Consider the following 17,435-nt stretch of genomic DNA (forward strand, 5'->3'; position numbering starts at 1 on the left):
GGGGGCCGCCTTCGCCACCGGTATTCCTCCAGATCNCTACGCATTTCACCGCTACACCTGGAATTCTACCCCCCTCTACAAGACTCTAGCCTGCCAGTTTCAAATGCAGTTCCCAAGTTAAGCTCGGGGATTTCACATCTGACTTAACAAACCGCCTGCGTGCGCTTTACGCCCAGTCATTCCGATTAACGCTTGCACCCTCCGTATTACCGCGGCTGCTGGCACGGAGTTAGCCGGTGCTTCTTCTGCGGGTAACGTCAATCAGCGAACGTATTAAGTTCACTGCCTTCCTCCCCGCTGAAAGTACTTTACAACCCGAAGGCCTTCTTCATACACGCGGCATGGCTGCATCAGGGTTTCCCCCATTGTGCAATATTCCCCACTGCTGCCTCCCGTAGGAGTCTGGACCGTGTCTCAGTTCCAGTGTGGCTGGTCATCCTCTCAGACCAGCTAGAGATCGTCGCCTAGGTGGGCCTTTACCCCGCCTACTAGCTAATCCCATCTGGGTTCATCCGATGGTGTGAGGCCCGAAGGNCCCCCNCTTTGGTCTTGCGNCGNTATGCGGTATTAGCTACCGTTTCNAGTAGTTATCCCCCTCCATCGGGCAGATCCCCAGACATTACTCACCCGTCCGCCGCTCGCCGGCAAGGAAGCAAGCTTCCTTCCGCTGCCGCTCGACTTGCATGTGTTAGGCCTGCCGCCAGCGTTCAATCTGAGCCATGATCAAACTCTTCAATTAAAAGCTTGATTTGCTAAGTTAATAGCGATGCTCAAAGAATTTACTGTTCATTCGTAATGAATTAACTGTTGTTCACTCTTCAAGACTTTTTCGTATCTGATTGCGATAGTGTCTTGTGAGTGCCCACACAGATTGTCTGATTAAATTGTTAAAGAGCGTTTCGTTGCCGCCGTTGCGACTAACGTGAGGCCGCGTATACTACGCTTACCTCATTCAGAGTCAACGACTTTCTTCGTTTTTCTCCGACTGTCACCGCGTCGCGTTGTCCGCTGCGCCGTGTCAGTGGGAGCGCATTATAGGGAGTTATTTCGGGCTGACAAGCGCTAAATGCAAAAAAATGACCGACCGCTCACATTTAAACCAAAACATCAATCCAGTGCGGTTTAAAGCCTCGAAATGCGTATTTAATCAACAAAAAAGCCCAGAGATAAAAGACTCTGGGCTTTTCGTTGTGTGAAACAGCCTAACGCTACTGATGCGCGACGATAGACTCACCATCAACATCCAGGGTAATCGGCTTACCCGGAAGCAGCTTGCCTGACAATATTTGCTGCGCTAGCGGGTTTTCGATCAGTTGCTGTATGGCACGCTTCAATGGGCGGGCGCCATATACCGGATCGAACCCGATTTTACCCAGCATCTCCAACGCAGGTTCAGAAATCGTCACGCTATAGCCCCGTTCTTCCAGTCGCTGGTACAAACGCTGCAGCTGAATCTGGGCAATTGACGTGATGTGTTCCCGGCCTAACGGATGGAAGACCACGACTTCATCAATACGGTTGATGAACTCAGGGCGGAAATGGTGGTTGACGACATTCATGACCATATCGCGCATCTGGTTATAGCTCATCTCGCCGAACCGTTCCTGAATCACGTCCGATCCCAGATTGGACGTCATGATGACCACCGTGTTACGGAAATCCACCGTTCGTCCCTGCCCATCTGTCAAGCGGCCATCATCCAGCACCTGCAGTAGGATGTTGAACACATCAGGGTGCGCCTTCTCGACTTCATCCAGCAAAATGACGGAATAAGGACGGCGTCTCACCGCTTCCGTGAGGTAACCCCCTTCCTCATAACCGATATATCCCGGGGGCGCCCCCACCAGTCGGGATACCGAATGTTTTTCCATGAATTCGGACATATCGATGCGCACCATCGCATCGTCGCTATCGAAAAGGAATTTCGCCAGCGTTTTGCATAGCTCGGTTTTCCCCACCCCTGTCGGCCCCAGGAAAAGGAACGAACCAATAGGACGATTAGGATCGGCCAAGCCGGCGCGGCTACGTCGGATTGAGTTCGCCNCCGCTTCCACCGCTTCATTCTGTCCAATCACCCGCTGATGCAGCTCATCTTCCATGCGCAGAAGTTTTTCTCGTTCACCTTCCAGCATTCTTGATACCGGAATGCCGGTAGAACGCGCTAACACTTCAGCGATTTCGGTGTCCGTCACCTTGTTACGCAGCAGGCGCATGGTTTTACCTTCCGACTGCGTCGCCGCTGCCAGCTGTTTTTCCAGCTCAGGTATCTTGCCGTACTGCAATTCCGACATTTGGCCCAAATCGCCTTGACGGCGCGCCTGTTCCAATTCAATTTTGGCCTGTTCCAACGCGGCCTTAATATTCTGAGTCCCCGTCAGCGAGGCTTTTTCGGCTTTCCATTCCTCTTCCAGCTTAGAGTAGTCACGCTCTTTCTCCTCCAGCTCGGTATTCAAAATCTCAAGCCGTTTCAGGCTGGCGTCGTCAGACTCTTTCTTCAACGCCTGCTGTTCAAGCTTCAGTTGAATGATGCGTCGGTCCAAACGGTCCAGCGCCTCAGGCTTCGAGTCGATTTGCATACGAATGCTGGATGCCGCCTCATCGATCAGGTCAATCGCCTTGTCCGGCAGCTTACGATCTGCGACATAACGATGGGATAACGTCGCCGCAGCCACAATCGCCGGGTCCGTGATCTGAACATGATGATGCAATTCATAGCGTTCTTTTAACCCGCGCAGAATCGCGATGGTGTCTTCCACCGTCGGTTCGGCCACAAACACTTTCTGGAATCGACGCTCTAATGCAGCATCTTTCTCAATGTACTGGCGATATTCGTCCAACGTGGTCGCCCCAACGCAGTGCAGCTCACCGCGTGCCAACGCAGGCTTCAGCATATTGCCCGCATCCATAGCACCGTCGGCTTTACCCGCGCCGACCATTGTGTGCAGTTCGTCGATAAACAGGATAACGCTACCTTCCTGTTTCGAGAGATCATTCAAGACGCCTTTCAGGCGCTCTTCGAATTCGCCGCGGAACTTGGCGCCCGCTACCAGCGAGCCCATATCCAGCGCCAGCACGCGTTTATTCTTCAACCCTTCCGGCACTTCCCCGTTGACGATACGCTGCGCCAACCCTTCGACGATGGCCGTTTTACCGACCCCTGGCTCGCCGATGAGTACCGGATTGTTTTTGGTTCTGCGCTGAAGCACCTGAATAGTGCGACGAATTTCTTCATCACGACCGATGACGGGGTCCAACTTGCCCTGCTCGGCTCGTTCGGTTAAATCAATCGTGAATTTTTTCAATGCCTGGCGCTGATCTTCAGCCCCTTGTTCGTTCACGTTTTCTCCTCCACGGATTTGGTCAATCGCTTTGGTCACGCTATCCATGTTTGCGCCGGCGTTCTTTAACAGATCCGTCAACGTGCTCCGCGCTTCCAACGCCGCCAGAACAAACATTTCCGACGATATAAAGGTGTCACCCCTTTTCTGAGCCAGCTTGTCGCAAAGATTTAATGTCCGCACCAATTCATTGGATGGCTGTACATCGCCCCCCGTCCCTTCAACCTGCGGAAGACGGCTTAACGCCTGCTCAATCTCTTGTTTCAGTTGAGCGACATTAACGCCAGCTGCGGTTAACAGCGGGCTGACCGTGCTTCCTTCCTGATTTAAAAGGGCACTCATTAAATGCAGTGGTTCGATAAATTGATTGTCTCGACCAAGAGCGAGAGATTGGGCATCAGCGAGGGCAAGCTGGAACTTGTTTGTAAGACGATCCAGACGCATAACTCCTCCGATTTGTACTGATCAAATGTGCTACTGGAGATTAGATGAGGCCTAGCCCCAAATTTTCAAGATGATTTGTCAGTAATAATAGTAGGAATAATGTTCTACGCGCTGGACCGTCCTAATTCAGAAGGTTATATCAGCCAGATTAAACTTGCCATCCGACCGGTTACGCCGTCGCGGCGGTAGGAGAAGAAGTGTTGCGGACGGCCCACCGTGCAGTATTCGCCGCCGTAAATGCGGGTGACGCCCGCCGCGCGCAGTCGCAGTCGGGCTAGCTGAAAAATGTCGGCCAGGTACTTATCGTCACGCGCGACAAACGCGTGCGCCGCAGCGGGGTCGCTCTCCATGAACGCCTCCCGCACCTCAGCGCCGACCTCAAATTGCTGCGGTCCAATAGCGGGACCGAGCCACGCCATAATGTCCGATGACGCCGCCCGGAAAGCCTGCAGCGTCTGTTCCAGCACACCGGCCTGTAAGCCTCGCCAACCCGCATGCGCCGCCGCAACCTCATTCCCTTTCAACGAACAAAACAGCACCGGCAAACAATCGGCCGTCATCACCGCACAGACCTTGCCTTGACGGGAGGTATAGACAGCATCCCCCGTCGTCCCGGGAAATGCGTCGTCAAGATTGACGACCTGAGTCCCATGCACCTGCTGAAGCCAATGCGGCTCAGCAGGGAGTTCGGCGTCTGCCACCAACCGACGGCGATTTTGCTCCACGCATGCGATGTCATCGCCCACGTGGTGGCCGAGATTAAGAGAAGCATAGGGTTCGCTGCTGCTTCCCCCGCTACGCGTGGTAGAACAGGAGCGGATGGACGCTGGCGCGGGCCAGTCGGGCTGAATCAGCATGTCGTCACCAGTCCAGTTNATCCTTGAACTCGTCGGTATCCGCTTTCAGTGCGGCGACCAAATCCACCATGTCCTGCGGTAACGCTGCATGCCACTCCATCTGAATACCGGTGACGGGATGGTACAGTCTCAGCATGGTGGCGTGGAGCGCCTGACGGTCGAAGCCGCGCAGCACGCTGATGAATTCGTCCGATGCGCCTTTCGGGGGACGGGGACGGCCGCCATAGAGCGGATCGCCGACCAGCGGATGTGCGATATGGGACATATGAACGCGAATCTGGTGGGTTCTCCCCGTTTCCAGACGGAGTCTGAGCCGGGTATGAGCACGGAAATGCTCCATAATCCGGTAATGAGTGACCGCCGGTTTGCCCATCGGATGCACGGCCATGTGCGTGCGTTTCGTAGGGTGACGCGCAATAGGTTCTTCCACCATGCCGCCCGCCGTCATATTACCAATCGCCACGGCTTCATATTCACGCGTGATTTCGCGGGCCTGCAGCGATTCCACCAGCCGGGTCTGCGCCGGCACGGTTTTGGCGACCACCATCAGCCCGGTGGTGTCTTTATCCAGTCGATGCACAATGCCGGCACGCGGCACATCGACAATCTCGGGACAATAATGAAGCAGCGCATTCAGCACGGTGCCGTCCGGATTGCCCGCGCCCGGATGGACGACCAGGCCTCGCGGCTTGTTGATGACCAGAATATCCTGATCTTCATAGACGATATCCAGCGGGATCGCCTGAGGTTCCCAACGGGCTTCCTCTTCGATCAACGCGTCGACGGCAATCGTTTCGCCTCCCAGCACCTTCTCTTTAGGTTTATCAATCACGGTGCCATTCACCTGCACGCGCTGGTCCAGAATCCACTCTTTTAAGCGAGAACGTGAATAATCAGGGAACAATTCGGCTAAAGCCTGATCTAAACGTTGTCCGAGTTGCGATTCGGCCACCGTTGCGGTGAGTTGTACTTGTTGTGCCATAGTATGCCGCTTCTTTTACGTTGGGTTTTAACGGCGATGCCGTATAAAATCATGTACCATTGTAGCTGGTCTTCATCGGGAGCTTAACGGACAGTTTCCCGTAAAAAAACACTCTGAGGATAATCAAAACGTCATGACGCGTATGAAATATCTGGTGGCTGCTGCCACGTTGAGCCTGGTGCTGGCGGGTTGTTCCAGCACCAAGGATGCGGTTCCAGACCGTCCACCTGCCGAGCTTTACGCCACCGCGCAGGAGAAATTGCAGGAGGGCAACTTTAAGGCAGCCATTACGCAGTTGGAAGCGTTGGATAACCGTTATCCATTCGGCCCTTATTCCCAGCAGGTTCAGCTTGACCTGATCTACGCCTACTATAAATCTGCTGAGTTACCGTTAGCTCAGGCATCCATCGACCGTTTCCTGCGTCTGAACCCCACGAGTCCCAATGTGGATTACGTGTTGTACATGCGCGGATTAACCAACATGGCGTTAGATGACAGTGCATTGCAGGGTTTCTTCGGTGTAGATCGTTCAGACCGCGATCCGCAGTATGCTCGCGCCGCCTTCAAGGCGTTCAGCCAACTGGCGGAGGGCTATCCTCGCAGCCTGTATGTGACCGATGCCGGCAAACGTCTGGCGTTTCTGAAAGAGCGTTTGGCGAAGTATGAACTTTCGGTCGCGCAATATTACACGAAACGCGGCGCTTATGTCGCGGTGGTTAATCGTGTTGAGCAGATGCTGAAAGACTACCCGGATACGCAGGCCACGCGTACGGCTCTGCCGCTGATGGAAAATGCTTATCGCCAGATGCAGTTGACCGGAGAGGCCGACAAAGTCGCTAAGCTGATCTCGGCTAATCAAGCCTGATCGAATGCGTTTGAAAGGATTGCACAACGGCAGCTTAGGCTGCCTTTTTTATGCCCAATGCCTATTAGGCAAGGCAATGTCAGGCGGCAAATATTGAAAAGATTGGCATAACGCCCCATCACTGACAAGGCTTGCGGCCGTAATTCCAAAAGTCGCTCACAAATTACACGACCATTCCGATATATGACAAAAAAAAGACTCAAAACCCTGCCATTTTAGCCATCTCGGGGTATGCTGAAATTATCCAAGACGGACAAGGCAGAGAGGTAAACGTTTATGACTATCAACATTACCAGTAAGCAAATGGATATCACCCCGGCAATACGCAAACATGTCGAAGACCGTCTCACCAAGCTGGACAAGTGGCAAACCAACCTAATCAACCCACACATTATCCTGTCGAAAGAACCCAAAGGCTTTGTCGCTGATGCCACCATTGGCACACCGAACGGACCGCTAGTCGCAAGCGCAAAACATGAAGACATGTATGTTGCGGTCAACGAACTCATCGCCAAGCTCGAACGACAGTTGAATAAGGTTCAGCATAAAGGCGAAGCGCGCCGTGCAGACACCTGCCTCAAAGACATCGCGCCGCTGCCAACCCCGGAAGAGTAATTCCCGTCTTCCCTACCGTCGATGTTGTTAACGCGCCGAAAGGCGCGTTTTTTATTGACAGGATGAAAAGGCAGTCGTTAACCTAGCCCTATCAACCATCAGGATTTCATCGATGACACACCACTCATTGTTCTTCGTATTCTTCTTTTTCTTCCCCCGCAGGGGGGGCGCTTGGTCGTGTGAGTAAGAATACGAAGACGAACAAAAAGCCTCCTGAAAACAGGAGGCTTTTTTTTGTTCTGGACAGCAAACAGGGTAAAGCAAAATGACCGACAATCCATTATTAGCACTGCGCGACCGCATCAGCGCGCTGGATTTACAGTTGCTGGAGCTTCTGGCTCAACGACGAGCGTTGGCTCTGGACGTTGCCCGCGCTAAGCAAACCACGCATCGTCCTATCAGAGACAAAGAGCGTGAACGCGACCTGCTGGCGCGCCTGGTAGAAGCGGGCAAGAAGTATCAACTCGATGGTCACTACATCACCCGGCTGTTCCAGCTGATCATCGAGGACTCCGTACTGACCCAGCAGGCTTTGCTCCAACAGCACCTGAATCAAACCGGCGCACTCTCGGCTCGTGNGGCGTTCCTCGGCCCTAAAGGCTCCTATTCCCNCCTGGCCGCACGTCAATACACCGCGCGTCACTTCGATCAGATCATCGAATGCGGCTGCCAGAAGTTTCAGGATATTTTCACCACGGTTGAGAATGGCCACGCAGATTACGGCGTTTTACCGATCGAAAACACCAGTTCAGGATCGATTAACGACGTCTACGATCTGCTGCAACACACAGGATTGTCGATCGTGGGCGAACTTTCCAACCCGATCGACCACTGCGTGTTGGTGGCTACAGACACTCAGCTTGACCAGATCCAAACCGTTTATAGCCATCCTCAGCCTTTCCAGCAATGCAGCCATTTTATCAATCGCTTCCCCCACTGGAAAATCGAGTATTGCGAAAGCAGCGCCGCCGCGATGGCGAAAGTGGCCGAGCTGAACTCCCCTCACGCCGCGGCGCTAGGGAGTGAGGCCGGAGGTACGCTTTACAATCTGCAGGTGCTGGAGCACAACCTGGCGAACCAGACCCAAAACTACACCCGCTTCATCGTATTGGCTCGCAAGCAAATCGACGTTGCAGAACAGGTTCCGGCTAAAACCACGTTAATTATGGCGACCGGCCAGCAATCCGGCGCGCTGGTCGAAGCATTACAGGTTCTGCGGGATCAAGGCATTATCATGACCAAACTGGAGTCTCGTCCTATCCACGGCAACCCGTGGGAAGAGATGTTTTACATTGATGTCCAGGCAAACCTGCGCAGCAAGCCGATGCAGAAAGCCATCAATGAACTCACGGCGATCACTCGTTCGCTGAAAGTCCTCGGCTGCTACCCTAGCGAAAATGTCGTCCCGGTCGATTTGGGCGGTTAAACGCAAACGCCGCCATGTCCATAAGGAGATGGCGGCGCAGTGTTCTTGCAGATGAAGGGCTAGCGGATATCGTTGGCCTGTCGTAACAATGTACGGCTTTCGCTCATAAAGCGACGAGAATAGTCGCCGAACCAATGCTCCACTTTCTTAAAACTATTGATGAACGCCGCTTTATCACCATTCTCTAAGAGCGCAATCGCTTTGCCGAACCGCTCGTAATAACGCTTGATCAAAGCCAAGTTGTTGCCGGATGACATGATGATGTCCGCGTAAAGCTGCGGGTCCTGTGCAAACAGCCGCCCCACCATCGCCAGCTCCAGCCGATATATGGGCGATGACAGCGCCAGCAATTGTTCGATCTGAACATTCTCTTCCGTCAGGTGTAACCCGTAAACAAACGTCGTGAAATGGCGCAATGCCTGAATGAAGGTCATATTTTGATCGTGCTCGACCGCGCTAATGCGATGCAAACGCGCGCCCCACACTCGAATCTGTTCCAGCAGCCACTGATAGGCTTCGGGTTGGCGCCCATCGCAGTACACCACCACCTGCTTGGCCAGACTGCCCGTATCCGGCCCGAACATCGGGTGCAGCCCCACGACCGGCCCCTGATGTACGGCCAGCATCGCCTGCAGCGGGCCATTTTTGACCGATGCCAAATCCACCAGCAGGCAGTCCTTCGGCAGCGGCGGCAGTTGGGCAATCACCTGTTCGGTAAGATGAATGGGTACGCTGACGATCACCATTCCCGCATCCGCCAGCAGTTCGTTCGCCCGAGGCCAGTCTTCCTGTTCCAGGGTTTTGACCTGGTAACCAGAAAGGGTCAGCATTTTATCGAACATGCGTCCCATCTGACCGCGACCGCCGATAATGACGACCGACCGCAGTGAAGGGTTCAACGTTTTAANCCCTTTGTCATTTTCGCTGGAATAGGATTCACGCATGACGCGCCGCAGCACATCTTCAATCAAAGAGGGAGGAACCCCTAGGGCCTCGGCCTCCTTTCGACGAGAAGCCAGCATTTCCGCTTCCCGGTCTGGCGCATAAATCGGTAATCCATAGTGACTTTTGACTTCGCCCACTTCTGCGACGAGTTTTAACCGCCGAGACAACAATGCCAATAGTGCCTGATCTACCTCGTCAATCTGATCACGTAACGCGGTCAGTTCAGCGGTCATGACTCTTCTCCTTACTGATGGGTGCGTATCGCGCCAAGGTCCTGGTGCACCGATCGCAATAATGATTCGGTCTTATCCCAGCTAATGCAGGCATCCGTGACAGACACACCGTAATGCATCTGAGAACGCGGCTGTTCGGAAGACTGGCTGCCTTCATTCAAGTGGCTTTCCAGCATCAGGCCGATAATGGACCGATTGCCGGCTTTGAGCTGCTCCACGGCAGACGCCACCACCAGCGGCTGGNGACGATAATCTTTGTTCGAATTTCCGTGGCTACAATCTATCATCAGGGCCGGTTTCAGTCCCGCATCACGCATCTGTTTTTCGCATTCCGCCACGTCTTCCGCGCTGTAGTTCGGTCTTTTTCCGCCACGCAAAATAACATGACCGTCGGTATTCCCCTGCGTATGTAGCAGGCAAACCTGCCCGCTTTGGTTGATCCCCATGAAACGGTGCGCCATCGAGGCGGCCTTCATAGCATTGATAGCGGTGCCAAGGCTGCCATCTGTGCCATTCTTGAATCCGACCGGCATGGAAAGCCCGGATGCCATCTCACGGTGAGTCTGCGACTCCGTGGTTCTCGCTCCGATAGCTGACCAGCTGAAAAGGTCGCCGAGGTATTGCGGACTATTGGGGTCCAGCGCTTCCGTCGCCAGGGGAAGACCGATATTCACCAGTTTCAGCAGCAGGTCGCGCGCAACATGCAGCCCGGTTTCCACATCGCACGAACCGTCCATATGCGGATCGCTGATCAACCCTTTCCAGCCCACGGTGGTCCGGGGCTTTTCGAAATAGACACGCATGACGATATAGAGCCTGTCGCTCAGCTCTGCCGACAGAGCCTGTAACCTGCGGGCATACTCCAGCGCGGCATCGGTGTCATGGATGGAACAAGGACCGCACACAATCAGCAACCGATTATCGCGGCCGTGGATAATATCCGCCACGGCTTGTCGGGAGCGAGAAATCGCCTGCTGAGCTTCTTCACTCAGGGGAAACTTCGCCTTTAATTCATCCGGAGTAATCAATATCTGCTCTTCAACGATATTGACGTTATTCAGCGCGTCTTTCTGCATGATCATCGTCCTGTCCCTTATGCTGTGCCTATGCAATGGCGGCGGTTATGAAATGACTCGGGACACACTACCATAGGGTGTAAATCTTTAAAACCACACTCTGTAAAGTTATAATTACCGCTATAAGCGGAGTGTCACACCAGGCAGACTCCGCTCTTGAGGACAGTCACCGACATAGACAAACCTTCACTGTCCTGGGACGCCTTGCCATACTGAAGAGGGGTGACGCCAAAAGCATTGAATCACTCCCCATTGAAATTTAAATATCATTAAAAACATATAATAAAAAAGAAACACCACCAAATGGGGGGGCTCAGACACAACCCAAAACCCTAGACGGAAGTTGAACAATTTTCTCGTCAGACACTGAAGTTGAAGAAAACCGCCTCAAAGACAAAAAGAAAATCCTCAACCAGTCGCCGTATGTAAACTTATAATTACACTCAACTGTATTTTATTTATCATCATCACCGAGTTCTCAAGCTAATTCGATTTGAACTGAGCGTAAGAACGGCACCGTTTTTTCATTGAATGTGGATAACGTGGTTTAAAGAGAGTCAACCTCTGCCCCCTACAGCTAGGCTACGTTAAGTACTGTTCAGCAATGGCTTTTTCTTTCTCATGGTGGGCGACGGCTTTTTTACGCAACAGGATGTCTGAGAATATCGAGGCAAGAATGAAAACAAAAAACAGCAGGAAATATAGATAAGTGACGATAAACCAAACTTTGTTATAGCGCGTCTCATCGATCTTTTTTTGAATATTACGCTGTGAGCTTTCCATACCAATGTGATCGCATACGGTCCGTATCAGCGCGGGAGAAAGGNGTAAATCAAGTGAGATATCGTTGTAAGATTTGCTCCTACAGTTAGTGGGCGTGATTTCCCAAGGTTGCTGATCGACTACCCCCTTAGCTTTATCCAGCGTTAACAGGAAGTTCTCTTTCCCTTCCNCCTTCATCGTTAATGACGCCCAGTCGTGGGGAACGCTGATAACATAGCGGCCCATGACGTAAGTCATCATACTTAACTGGCTAACAAACAAAATGAAAAAAATAGCGGCGGCAACATAATCGAACCAACTCGGAGGCTTAAGCAGCTTCTTTCTACATTTTATTCCGCTCAGTCTGATCATCCAGGGTTTCACTCCCTCAATAACTCCCCACCCTTTTCGATCTTCAGGAACAGTCATGAGCCAGAGCCGAGCGACTATGGCGAAAAATGCCGTAGTGGCCGAAAAAATCCCTCAAAGGGACTCCCCAGAATAGCGTTAACTTGCTCTAAGTTGTCCATGATTTCTCCTTAGATCTCGAATATTCGATATACCCCCGTTAATTTAACGCTTTTTGCATACAAAAAAAGGGGCGGCATATAGGCCACCCCCTCATTCAAAACGACTTTCGGATGTCGCGAAAGCGCGTTCTTAGTTAAGACGCTCTTTGATACGAGCAGACTTACCAGCACGCTCACGCAGGTAGTACAGTTTCGCTTTACGTACGGCACCACGGCGTTTCACAGTAATGCTATCCACTACTGGAGAATGCGTCTGGAATACACGTTCCACGCCTTCGCCGTTAGAAATCTTGCGAACAGTGAATGCAGAATGCAGACCGCGGTTACGAATAGCGATAACCACGCCCTCGAATGCCTGCAGACGTTTTTTAGAACCTTCAACGACCCATACCTTCACTTCCACGGAATCACCCGGACGGAATGAAGGTACGTCTTGCTTCATCTGCTCTTGTTCGATCTGTTTAATGATGTTGCTCATAATATGTCTCTTACCCTAGGTAAACTGATATATGGGTTCGCCCGGCACTGCGCCGTCACGGCCCCCTAATACTCTTGTTGTGACTGATGTTCCCGTTGGAATTCAGCCAACAACCTTGTTTGCTCGTCAGTCAGAGCTAGGCTTTTCAGAAGTTCAGGTCTTCTAAGCCAGGTTCGGCCCAGCGACTGCTTCAAACGCCAGCGACGTATTTCAGCATGGTTGCCTGACAGTAAAACCGCCGGCACTTCCATCCCCGTCAACACTTCAGGCCGGGTGAAATGGGGGCAATCCAGCAACCCATCCGCAAAAGAGTCTTCTTCTGCGGAAGCTTCATGACCCAGCACGCCCGGGATAAACCGGGAAACAGAGTCAATCAGCGTCATTGCCGGCAGTTCGCCGCCACTGAGTACATAATCACCGATAGACCACTCTTCGTCGACTTCGGTTTTGATTACGCGCTCGTCAATCCCCTCGTACCTTCCACAGACCAGAATCATCTTCTCATTTGTGGCAAGTTGACGTACGCCTTGCTGATCTAATTTGCGGCCCTGTGGTGACAGATAAATCACCCGAGCGCCTTCGCCTGCCGCTGCTTTAGCTGCATGAATCGCATCCCGCAAAGGCTGCACCATCATCAGCATCCCGGGGCCACCGCCATAAGGGCGATCGTCCACGGTGCGATGCCGGTCGTAGGTGAAGTCTCGCGGACTCCAATATTCTACGCTCAGCAGGCCATTTTTTACTGCCCGGCCAGTGACTCCATAATCAGTAATGGCGCGGAACATTTCTGGAAACAGGCTGATTACCCCAATCCACATAGCATCGTTCCACCCGTTACTGCGCGTTGTACGGAGATCAAAAACCAGGATCCCAATCTACTTCAATACGATGAGTAGAGAGGTCAACATGCTTGATCACCTGCTCTGTCAGGAACGGAATTAACCGCTCCTTGACCCCGTAAGCATCTTTCAGGTTAGCTCTTACCACCATCACGTCGTTCGAACCGGTTTCCATCATATCGATGACTTTGCCCAGCCCGTAACCGTTGACGGTTACGACTTCACAGCCAATAAGATCTTTCCAGTAATAATCACCCTCATCCAGCTCAGGAAGCTGAGAGACGTCGACAACAATCTCGCAATTGGTCAACAGATTCGCGGCATCCCGATCTTCAACATCTTTGATCTTGATGATCAGGTCCTGATTATGGTGCCTCCAGCTCTCTATTTCGATGAGCTGCAAACCGCCTTTATTCCGGAGATACAAGGGCTGATAGTCAAAAATACTTTCGGCATCTTCGGTGGAGGAAAACACTCTGAGCCAACCTCTGATGCCATACGTAGACCCCATTTTCCCGAGAACTACCGGGTTTTTCGGGGCTTGAGGGCTAAGCTGCTTGCTCATTGTCACCACCGCAACAGGTTATGCTGCTTTTTTAGCGTCTTTGATCAGCGCAGAAACGCGATCAGAAACGGTAGCGCCCTGGCCAACCCAGTGCTCGATACGATCCAGGTCCAGACGCAGTGCTTCGGCCTGACCGGTTGCGATCGGGTTGAAGAAACCTACACGCTCAATAAAACGACCGTCGCGCGCATTGCGGCTATCGGTCACGACGACTTGGTAGAACGGGCGTTTTTTAGCGCCGCCACGTGCCAAACGAATAGTTACCATAACATCCTCTTTAGTGAATAAAACAACCGGGCCCCATCGAGGAACGGGGCCCAGTGTCATATAAAAAGCCCGAAAATTTTACTCATTTTGGCGTAAAAAGCAATCTAAAGCGTGTTTCATCCCCGAATACTTTCTACGCCGCGGTAAAACATCGGACGTTAGCGCCCCGGAAAGCCCGGTGGCATCATACCTTTCATTCCGCGCATCATTTTCGCCATACCGCCATTTTTCATCTTCTTCATCATGCGCTGCATGTCGTCGAACTGCTTCAGCAGCCGATTGACGTCTTGCACCTGCATGCCTGAACCCATAGCGATACGGCGTTTGCGTGATCCCTTGATAATTTCAGGTTTAGCGCGCTCTTTCTGCGTCATGGAGTTGATGATGGCTTCCATACGCACCAGAACCTTGTCATCCATCTGTGACTTGACGTTATCCGGCAGTTGGCCCATACCAGGCAGCTTGCTCATCATGCTGGCCATGCCGCCCATGTTGCGCATCTGCTTGAGCTGGTCTAGGAAGTCGGTCAGGTCAAACCCGTCGCCCTTTTTCAGCTTTTTCGCCAGCTTCTCGGCTTGGGTGCGGTCGACCTTGGTTTCCAGCTCTTCGATCAGGGACAGGACGTCACCCATTCCCAGAATACGGGACGCGATACGATCCGGGTGGAACGGCTCCAGCGCCTCCGTTTTTTCACCGACGCCGAGAAATTTGATCGGTTTGCCAGTGATATGGCGGATAGACAGCGCCGCACCGCCACGGGCGTCACCGTCGATTTTAGTCAGGATCACACCGGTCAGCGGCAGCGCTTCGTTAAACGCTTTCGCCGTGTTCGCCGCATCCTGCCCCGTCATGGCATCGACCACAAACAGAGTTTCCACGGGATTTAATGCTGCATGGACCTGCTTGATCTCATCCATCATCGCGTCATCAACGTGCAGTCGACCCGCGGTATCTACCAGCAGCACATCATAAAACTGCAGTTGGGCATGTTTTAACGCTTGATTGACGATATCAACCGGCTTTTGACCGGCGTCGGAAGTGAAAAAGTCGACCCCAACCGTCTGCGCCAACGTTTCCAGCTGCTTGATCGCCGCAGGGCGATACACGTCCGCTGAAACCACCAGCACTTTTTTCTTCTGCTTTTCGCGCAGGAACTTACCCAGCTTACCGNCGCTGGTCGTTTTACCCGCACCTTGCAAACCCGCCATCAGGACAACGGCAGGAGGCTGCGCCGCCAGATTCAGCTCGGCATTAACCTCGCCCATGGAGGAAACCAGTTCGTTCTGAACGATCTTGACGAACTCCTGCCCCGGCGTCAGGCTTTTATTTACCTCGTGGCCGACAGCCCGCTCTTTGACGCGATTGATGAAATCACGCACCACAGGCAGTGCCACATCGGCTTCAAGTAACGCCATGCGAACTTCGCGCAGCGTCTCTTTAATATTCTCTTCAGTCAGTCGGCCACGGCCGCTGATGTTGCGCAAAGTGCGCGATAGTCGATCGGTTAGATTTTCAAACATAGCTCTGCTCAACGTAAACTGGCCGCTATCGCGACGTGAACGGTGGGGATTATAACACGAAAGCGGCGGCAATCTCCGCGCGTGTTTACGGATAACAGGTTGGTGGGCCGTAATGACTAAGGCTATACTGGCCGTCCTTATTACTCTGTCGGTATTAAATAATCTAACGCTATGTCTGTTTTCGCCATCGTGGCTTTAGCGGCCTATTCGCTCAGCCTGGGGCTGATTGTTCCCAGCCTGTTGAAAAAGAACAGCGCCTTTCGTCGGTTGGCAGTCGCTTCCGCGGTGCTCGCGCTTGCCTGTCATGCCGTGGCGCTCTATCAACGCATCTTTGATGTCTACGCCGGGCAGAATCTGAGCCTGCTCAACATCGGCTCGCTAGTCAGTCTGATGATCTGTTCGGTCATGACCTTCGTCGCCACACGCAATCGCGGCTGGTTTCTGCTGCCCGTTGTCTATACTTTCGCGCTAATAAACCTGGCATTCGCGACGTTTATGCCGGGTGAATTCATCACTCATCTCGAAAATGAACCTGGGTTGATGGTGCATATCGGCCTGGCGCTGTTCGCCTACGCCACGCTGATGATTGCCGCGCTGTACGCGCTGCAAATGGCGTCTCTGGACTACATGTTGAAGAATAAAATGTTGGGATTTACGTCGGATATGCCGCCGCTGCTCAGCATTGAACGCAAGATGTTCCACATCACTCAGGTCGGGGTGATTCTACTGACGCTGACATTGTGCACCGGGATGTTTTACATGAGCGACTTGCTCAACAATAAAGAGAATCTCCACAAGGCGCTGTTCTCTTTGCTAGCCTGGTTCGTCTATATTCTGCTGCTGTGGGGGCACTACCATGAAGGCTGGAGGGGTCGCCGTGTGGTTTACTTCAACCTCATAGGAGCGCTGCTGTTGACGCTGTCCTATTTCGGCAGCCGTATGATTAATCCTTTTCTCGTTCATTAAACTTACGTTTCAGACACAAAAAAGAGAGCGCTATGCTCTCTTTTTTTCTCAAGGCTGTCAGATATGCAGCTCAGCCAGCTTGTCTTTAGGCAAGGCCAGCTCATCATTCTTATTGACCCGAACATCGTGCTCCAGGATGTGGCGAGCAATATCCTGCGCTTCGGTCAAGGAGTGCATATCATAAGTACCGCACTGGAACTCGTTCAGTTCAGGGATCTTCCGCTGCTCTTTCACTTTCAGAACGTCTTCCATTGAAGCTTTCCAAGCCTTAGCCACGCGGACTTCATCCGGCGTCCCAATTAGGCTCATGTAAAAACCCGTGCGGCATCCCATCGGGGATATATCGATGATCTCGACCCCTTCACCATTCAGATGGTCGCGCATGAAACCGGCAAACAGATGCTCCAACGTATGAATACCGCGTTCCGGCATGATTTCATGGTTAGGACGGCAGAAACGCAGGTCGAAGACCGTGATGGTATCGCCGTTAGGAGTTTTCATGGTTTTTGCGACCCGTACCGCAGGGGCTGCCATACGCGTATGATCGACAGTAAAGCTATCTAGTAATGGCATGTTGCCACCTCCTCATCGAAAAAAATGTTTTTTTCTGGTTTCCAGGAAACTTTTTTTCTTGGCGCAAGTCATAACATATGAAAGACGCGCATTTATCATCATCATCCCTATTAACAGAGATGTTTATTTGGCCACACTACGGTGTGGCCGTTTC

The 17,435-nt window shown here is 52.5% G+C and carries 16 protein-coding genes, 1 rRNA gene and 1 other annotated feature; of the genes, 4 read left to right on the forward strand and 13 right to left on the reverse strand.

Annotation, left to right across the window (positions count from 1 at the left end):
* The 4 genes from RZ35_RS10170 to rluD all read right to left on the reverse strand — a co-directional run.
* Positions 1–739, reverse strand: a 16S ribosomal RNA gene (locus RZ35_RS10170); the annotation flags it as partial.
* A 469-nt stretch (positions 740–1,208) separates the two neighbouring features.
* Positions 1,209–3,782: an ATP-dependent chaperone ClpB gene (gene clpB / locus RZ35_RS10175; protein ID WP_026743209.1), complete on the reverse strand. Its 2,574-nt coding sequence runs from the start codon at positions 3,780–3,782 to the stop codon at positions 1,209–1,211.
* Positions 3,783–3,916: 134 nt separating this feature from the next.
* Positions 3,917–4,639: a purine nucleoside phosphorylase YfiH gene (gene yfiH / locus RZ35_RS10180; protein WP_026743210.1), complete on the reverse strand. Its 723-nt coding sequence runs from the start codon at positions 4,637–4,639 to the stop codon at positions 3,917–3,919.
* Positions 4,640–4,643: 4 nt separating this feature from the next.
* Positions 4,644–5,621 (reverse strand): 23S rRNA pseudouridine(1911/1915/1917) synthase RluD, encoded by a 978-nt coding sequence (rluD, locus tag RZ35_RS10185; protein WP_026743211.1) that lies wholly within the window; start codon positions 5,619–5,621, stop codon positions 4,644–4,646.
* Positions 5,622–5,754: 133 nt separating this feature from the next.
* On the opposite strand from rluD, the gene bamD reads away from it, so the two are divergent.
* From bamD to pheA, 3 genes are all read left to right on the forward strand, one after another.
* Positions 5,755–6,486, forward strand: a complete 732-nt coding sequence (bamD, locus tag RZ35_RS10190) for an outer membrane protein assembly factor BamD (protein WP_026739727.1) — start codon at positions 5,755–5,757, stop codon at positions 6,484–6,486.
* A 276-nt stretch (positions 6,487–6,762) separates the two neighbouring features.
* Positions 6,763–7,101, forward strand: a complete 339-nt coding sequence (raiA, locus tag RZ35_RS10195) for a ribosome-associated translation inhibitor RaiA (RefSeq protein ID WP_026743212.1) — start codon at positions 6,763–6,765, stop codon at positions 7,099–7,101.
* Between the two features lie 111 nt (positions 7,102–7,212).
* Positions 7,213–7,337, forward strand: a sequence feature (Phe leader region).
* Between the two features lie 29 nt (positions 7,338–7,366).
* Positions 7,367–8,527: a bifunctional chorismate mutase/prephenate dehydratase gene (pheA, locus tag RZ35_RS10200; protein WP_026743213.1), complete on the forward strand. Its 1,161-nt coding sequence runs from the start codon at positions 7,367–7,369 to the stop codon at positions 8,525–8,527.
* 59 nt (positions 8,528–8,586) lie between these two features.
* Here the strand turns inward: pheA and tyrA are convergent, their stop codons facing one another.
* From tyrA to ffh, 8 genes are all read right to left on the reverse strand, one after another.
* Entirely contained in the window at positions 8,587–9,705 is a 1,119-nt protein-coding gene (tyrA, locus tag RZ35_RS10205; RefSeq protein ID WP_026743214.1) for a bifunctional chorismate mutase/prephenate dehydrogenase, read from the reverse strand.
* Positions 9,706–9,716: 11 nt separating this feature from the next.
* Complete coding sequence (locus RZ35_RS10210) at positions 9,717–10,781, reverse strand: 3-deoxy-7-phosphoheptulonate synthase (RefSeq protein ID WP_036153199.1); 1,065 nt, start codon at positions 10,779–10,781, stop codon at positions 9,717–9,719.
* Positions 10,782–11,363: 582 nt separating this feature from the next.
* Positions 11,364–11,972 carry a DUF6216 family protein gene (locus tag RZ35_RS10215; RefSeq protein WP_157755381.1) on the reverse strand — a complete coding sequence of 203 codons (609 nt, stop codon included), beginning with the start codon at positions 11,970–11,972 and terminating at the stop codon, positions 11,364–11,366.
* A gap of 231 nt (positions 11,973–12,203) precedes the next feature.
* A complete protein-coding gene (gene rplS, locus RZ35_RS10220; RefSeq protein WP_026739733.1) occupies positions 12,204–12,551 on the reverse strand; it encodes a 50S ribosomal protein L19 in 348 nt (115 codons plus the stop codon).
* A 65-nt stretch (positions 12,552–12,616) separates the two neighbouring features.
* Positions 12,617–13,369 (reverse strand): tRNA (guanosine(37)-N1)-methyltransferase TrmD, encoded by a 753-nt coding sequence (gene trmD, locus RZ35_RS10225; RefSeq protein WP_026743217.1) that lies wholly within the window; start codon positions 13,367–13,369, stop codon positions 12,617–12,619.
* A gap of 37 nt (positions 13,370–13,406) precedes the next feature.
* Complete coding sequence (gene rimM, locus RZ35_RS10230; RefSeq protein WP_036153165.1) at positions 13,407–13,955, reverse strand: ribosome maturation factor RimM; 549 nt, start codon at positions 13,953–13,955, stop codon at positions 13,407–13,409.
* An 18-nt stretch (positions 13,956–13,973) separates the two neighbouring features.
* Positions 13,974–14,222 (reverse strand): 30S ribosomal protein S16, encoded by a 249-nt coding sequence (rpsP, locus tag RZ35_RS10235; RefSeq protein WP_026739736.1) that lies wholly within the window; start codon positions 14,220–14,222, stop codon positions 13,974–13,976.
* A 158-nt stretch (positions 14,223–14,380) separates the two neighbouring features.
* On the reverse strand, positions 14,381–15,742 hold the full coding sequence (gene ffh / locus RZ35_RS10240; RefSeq protein ID WP_026743219.1) for a signal recognition particle protein: 1,362 nt from the start codon (positions 15,740–15,742) through the stop codon (positions 14,381–14,383).
* A gap of 171 nt (positions 15,743–15,913) precedes the next feature.
* Here ffh and RZ35_RS10245 point away from each other — a divergent pair, with 171 nt between their 5' ends.
* Positions 15,914–16,708 (forward strand): cytochrome C assembly family protein, encoded by a 795-nt coding sequence (locus RZ35_RS10245; RefSeq protein WP_026743220.1) that lies wholly within the window; start codon positions 15,914–15,916, stop codon positions 16,706–16,708.
* Between the two features lie 57 nt (positions 16,709–16,765).
* On the opposite strand, the gene luxS is transcribed toward RZ35_RS10245, so the two are convergent.
* Entirely contained in the window at positions 16,766–17,281 is a 516-nt protein-coding gene (gene luxS, locus RZ35_RS10250; protein WP_026743221.1) for an S-ribosylhomocysteine lyase, read from the reverse strand.
* Between the last annotated feature and the right edge of the window lie 154 nt (positions 17,282–17,435).

Origin of the sequence: Lonsdalea quercina subsp. quercina (assembly GCF_000688655.1) — a bacterium.
Classification (GTDB): Bacteria; Pseudomonadota; Gammaproteobacteria; order Enterobacterales; family Enterobacteriaceae; genus Lonsdalea; species Lonsdalea quercina.

What these genes read in the sequence shown, in the direction of transcription:
- rplS (WP_026739733.1), bottom strand. Translation starts at nt 12,551, where the DNA reads ATGAGCAACATCATTAAACAGATCGAACAAGAGCAGATGAAGCAAGAC.
- raiA (WP_026743212.1), top strand. Translation starts at nt 6,763, where the DNA reads ATGACTATCAACATTACCAGTAAGCAAATGGATATCACCCCGGCAATA.
- trmD (WP_026743217.1), bottom strand. Translation starts at nt 13,369, where the DNA reads ATGTGGATTGGGGTAATCAGCCTGTTTCCAGAAATGTTCCGCGCCATT.
- luxS (WP_026743221.1), bottom strand. Translation starts at nt 17,281, where the DNA reads ATGCCATTACTAGATAGCTTTACTGTCGATCATACGCGTATGGCAGCC.
- RZ35_RS10245 (WP_026743220.1), top strand. Translation starts at nt 15,914, where the DNA reads ATGTCTGTTTTCGCCATCGTGGCTTTAGCGGCCTATTCGCTCAGCCTG.
- rimM (WP_036153165.1), bottom strand. Translation starts at nt 13,955, where the DNA reads ATGAGCAAGCAGCTTAGCCCTCAAGCCCCGAAAAACCCGGTAGTTCTC.
- bamD (WP_026739727.1), top strand. Translation starts at nt 5,755, where the DNA reads ATGACGCGTATGAAATATCTGGTGGCTGCTGCCACGTTGAGCCTGGTG.
- yfiH (WP_026743210.1), bottom strand. Translation starts at nt 4,639, where the DNA reads ATGCTGATTCAGCCCGACTGGCCCGCGCCAGCGTCCATCCGCTCCTGT.
- rpsP (WP_026739736.1), bottom strand. Translation starts at nt 14,222, where the DNA reads ATGGTAACTATTCGTTTGGCACGTGGCGGCGCTAAAAAACGCCCGTTC.